General features: G+C 47.2%; 2 protein-coding genes and 1 pseudogene. 1 reads left to right on the top strand and 2 read right to left on the bottom strand.

Going from position 1 to position 4399, the window contains the following annotated elements; genetic code table 11:
• A pseudogene (locus MHN01_RS17850) lies at positions 1–258 on the top strand (peroxiredoxin); the annotation flags it as partial.
• 83 nt (positions 259–341) lie between these two features.
• Here the strand turns inward: MHN01_RS17850 and MHN01_RS17845 are convergent.
• Together MHN01_RS17845 and MHN01_RS17840 are read right to left on the bottom strand one after the other, a co-directional pair.
• Positions 342–2822 (bottom strand): VolA/Pla-1 family phospholipase, encoded by a 2481-nt coding sequence (locus tag MHN01_RS17845; RefSeq protein WP_239412576.1) that lies wholly within the window; start codon positions 2820–2822, stop codon positions 342–344.
• A gap of 50 nt (positions 2823–2872) precedes the next feature.
• Positions 2873–4117 (bottom strand): outer membrane protein transport protein, encoded by a 1245-nt coding sequence (locus tag MHN01_RS17840; protein WP_239412575.1) that lies wholly within the window; start codon positions 4115–4117, stop codon positions 2873–2875.
• Between the last annotated feature and the right edge of the window lie 282 nt (positions 4118–4399).

Raw genomic sequence — 4399 nt, 5'->3', positions numbered from 1 at the left:
GTTGAACACCCTGAGGCAGGCGTCGCCTTCCGCGGTTCGTTCCTGATTGACAAGGAAGGGATTGTTCGCCATCAGGTGGTGAATGACTTACCGTTGGGACGTAATATCGACGAGATGCTACGGATGGTCGATGCCCTGCAGTTCCATGAGCAAAACGGCGAAGTGTGCCCGGCACAGTGGGAGAAAGGCAAAGAGGGCATGGATGCGTCACCACAAGGGGTGGCGAAATACCTGTCTGAACATACCGATGACTTGTAATTAAATTACAGAACTAGTTGAAGAATACTGATAAAAGAAAGGCTAGCCGCGAGGCTAGCCTTTTGCATAGTGAGTGATTGCACTTACTGAATCAGAGTCGAATCACCGACGGCAATACCCTGTCCGTCCATTGCACTGAATGTTGCAACTTCAGTTTGTATTTCCTTGGTTGTATTATCAGCAGTCGTTGAATCAATCGCAGTGCCATTAGCATCTTTGTACTGTGGCGCGATAGCGGAGCTGTGCTGAGCCATAGAGGTGGCATTAAATTCTGCAATCCCCTCGACTTCAGTCGCCTGACTTGTGGTAATTTTGGCTAATCCATTTTGGCTATTTAGCTGTTTAACCAGAGGCTGCGTGCCTCCCATAACACTGAACGTGGTGGTCTGGTTTGGCACAACGGCATCATTTAACGCCTGCATAACATATACCGGACCACTTACTTTAGATGCCGAGTTATATGGATCGACAGTATCAAGTACGGTCTGCGCGGCATAGCCAAATGTACCGAATGTTGCGTTAATTTGAGCTTGGGTAGCCGAATCTAGGCTATTGAAGAATGCGGTGAAGCAGGCCCCGCCATCGGATGCTGACTCACATACAGCTTCATAGGCAGCATTTTCAGCCCCCAGTAGCAACGAGTGCTTAATCGTCGGGCCGAATGTTTTCGATTCAAGTAGCAGTGACGGGATACCACCGCCTGGGTTGGCAAATGCACCTGAGCTGAAGTTAAACAAAGCATCAGCGGTTGGTGAGCCCAGAGTCTGATTGCCCAAACCATAGGTACTTACACCTGTGATGGCCCCCAGAGAGTGACCGAAGAAGCTGATCTTGCTGATATCAATGGTGTTTAACACAGGGTGTGCGGTTGATTTCATTACGGTGAGCGATGTACGCAAACCAAGATCGTCAATGATGCTCTGGCGGATATTATCACGAGCAACATTGAGGTATTCCAGGTTCATGTATACATCAGCTGTTGCCTGGGTTGTAACTGTACCGTCACCGAGAGCTCGCTCACCATGCAGCGGGTGATCAATAGCAATAATCGCTTTAGGTTTCTGCCCAGCAGCGATAGCCATTGCCATGTGATTGGCAGCGAATAGGTAGGAGGTTTCTTTTACCGAGGTGATGCCATGCTGATAGATAACTGCACCAGGAGCCGGTGCCGATGTTGTATCCGGCATAAATACCAATACAGGAACTGATTTAACAGCTTTGATTTTCGGTAGTGGACTGTACTTGGTGATTAGACGCTCTGAGTCTAGTTGGCTACCGTTGGCCAGTTTGCCTTCAAGGCCAATCAGGTCAAACATTTCTGTGGTATCGCCAGTCAGTAGCTTGGCAATATCAACGCCCGGTAGGGACTGTGCCAGTGCCGCTTTGTCAGCATCAGAGCCATTTTTCATTACATTGCTGATTTTTGCGATGCTTGGGGTAGCACTCTCCCAAGGTGTTTTTTTCCACCCTTTGTTAGCGGTTTCATCACTCAGGAAGTAAGGCAGGTTGACCGTGCCTTTGTAGACGGTGATGGTGACGCCTGTATTTGTCGTTATACCTGAATAGGTGTCTTTAAGCTTTTGTTTAGCCAAAGAACCATCCGGGTCGGTATCATCATCTTTTACGACAGCAGTTAACATTGCGTCATTATCAATAGCTGTAGCTAAATCATCACCTGTTGTAGGCAGGTTTATAGTGTATAGACTACTCAAATCAGCATTATTCGGATTTGACTCACCTTTCCAGATAAGATCCGGTGTGCCGCCGGCTTGTACAGCTTCGATAGTTTTTGCAATGACTGCCTTGGTGATGCTGAGCGAGCTCCCCACAGAAGCCGTGGTAAACCAACTTGAGAAGATAATGCTGTCAGCGTTTACACCTGCCGTATTGAGCTCTTTTTCTGATGCCTGAACAACGGCTTGTGCTGGAAGTAGTGCATCTGAAGGTGGCTTAGACGTTGCTTTTAAAACAGCATAAGAACCTGTCATCCCCACGCTATTGCCTTTCACATCCTTCAATTCGTCTGTAATAGCAAACATATAGTTGCTTGCAGGCTTCAGCGGTTTTAGCAATACAACTTTTAATGTGTTGTCTGATGCCGATACCACAAAGTCGCCGTTGGCTTGTGTTAGTTGGGTGGGGGTTACAGTCGATGTACCTGCAGTTGGATCATTGGATTCAATCAGATAAAAACCCTTTGAAGCCGTAGTTGGATCCAAGTTGTTACCGGTGAACTCAATACTGATAGGTTGAGTGGTACTCCAGCCATCATTTTTGCCCATAGCTGTTAGGGGATCTTTGAGGTTAGTGGAGTATTCATCACTGCCGTTGCTCCCTTCAACACTCAATGTACCATCGGTAGAGTCCATTGCCAGAAACGATGGGGTAACAATGATTGGATTCTTAGTATCAGAAATAATATCAAACTTGATCTTGGTTTCAGCCTGCAAGCTTCTTTCGATGATTGGATCAACCGTTGGGTTACCGACGACTTCGCTTTCATTCCCGCAGCCTGCTAAGCCAATACTAGAGGCAATCAGTACCGCTAAAATATTCTTTTTCATGCTATATCCCTATCTTTCAAATCATATTGCAGCCGTGTGGCTACTGAACCCTAAAATTTGTAATTGATTTGTGCGGCGCTGATTATTGCACCACCAGTAGAGGTGAATGAGCTGCCGTCTTCGGTAAAGGTGACCTCTTTACCGTCGAGATAGGTCAGGCCAACATCAAACGTCATCTTCGGGCTGTAGGTATAGGTTGCACCTGCCGAATACCAGTAACGGTCGGTATCAGGGATACTTAGGGTTGATTTACCGGCTTGTTCGTCGAAGGCAAAGCCAGCGCGAAGGGTCCAGGTTGGGTTGAGGATATAGGTTGCCCCGATGGAGTAACGGGAGTTATCGTCGTAATCCTCGTCTTTCAGTAAGCAAACTCCGGCTTGGCCATTATAGCCTGGGGTACACTGATCACCGGTACCACGTAACTCTTCGAACTTACTGTATTGCATCCACTGAATACCGTAGTGAATGGCCCATTGGCTATTTAGAGCGTGATAGCCGGAGAACTCAGCAATAGCCGGTAACACAACAGAGAGTGAGCCAGGAACGGTATTATTGGCAGTTCCTGTAATAACACCGAGGTAATCGGTAAAGTCACCATCGAAATCGAGGTCAACCTGAGAGCGATAGCTCAGACCGAAGCGGTGATCATCATTGATTTCATAGAGAGCACCGACATTCCAGCCCCAGCCGGTAGTATCACCTTCCATCTTGATGGTTTTGTCACTCGGGCTGCCGCCAACAGCAGTTGCCAGTGAGCCTTTAAAACGTGTAAGTTCGGCATCGCCGTAGACGAGGCTGACACCACCGCCGATGCTGAAGTGTTCATTGATCCGATAGGCAATATTCGGGTTGAAGTTCAGTGTTATAAGGGAAGTCTCGCCAGCTGAAGAGCCAGCATTAAAATCTTCTGGGTATTCGGTTGCTACCCCGTAGTTGGAAAACAGTGCCAATCCGACCGCGAAGCTATCGTTAATAGGGTGAATATAGTAACCAGCCGGAACGATACCCAAAGGTGCAACATCTTTGGCGGTCTGGCCGAAATCATTGTCGGTGACATCGATATCTGGGTCGACAATGCTGATTGCACCTGAAAACTCAGCGGTTTTGAAAAGGGTCATCGCGGCAGGGTTACGGGCGAGGACAGATGCATTGTCAGCCACGGCGGCTTCACCGGAGAATGCTCTACCTAAGCCAGAAGCAGAGTGTTCGTTAACCTGAAAGCCAGCTGCATTGATATTGACAGACATTAATGCCGCGGTTACGGCTACGGCAGTGAGTGTTATTTTTCTGGACATTATTAAATTTGCCTCTCTGATCTTTGCTTCTTGTTCTTCACTCCTTGAAGGAAAAACAAATAAATGAAATACGGCTTCATGCAGAATCAGAAAACATCGGCTCTATGCTCAACGCGCTCAGAACAAGGCATGTTGTTCAGGCATAGTGGCTTCACATCATTATGACATGAGGTGATTATGTGGGCGCGAGCAGTCTTCCATAGAATCAATCTGAAACAATATGAAACAGTATTACGCAGTATAAGGATGAAAAATATAAATGTTAAGCCGTTGTAACACATT

Source organism: Photobacterium sp. OFAV2-7, assembly GCF_022347985.1.
Classification (GTDB): domain Bacteria; phylum Pseudomonadota; class Gammaproteobacteria; order Enterobacterales; family Vibrionaceae; genus Photobacterium.
The sequence above is the reverse complement of the archived record's forward strand: the minus strand, read 5'-3'. Positions and strand labels throughout refer to the sequence as shown.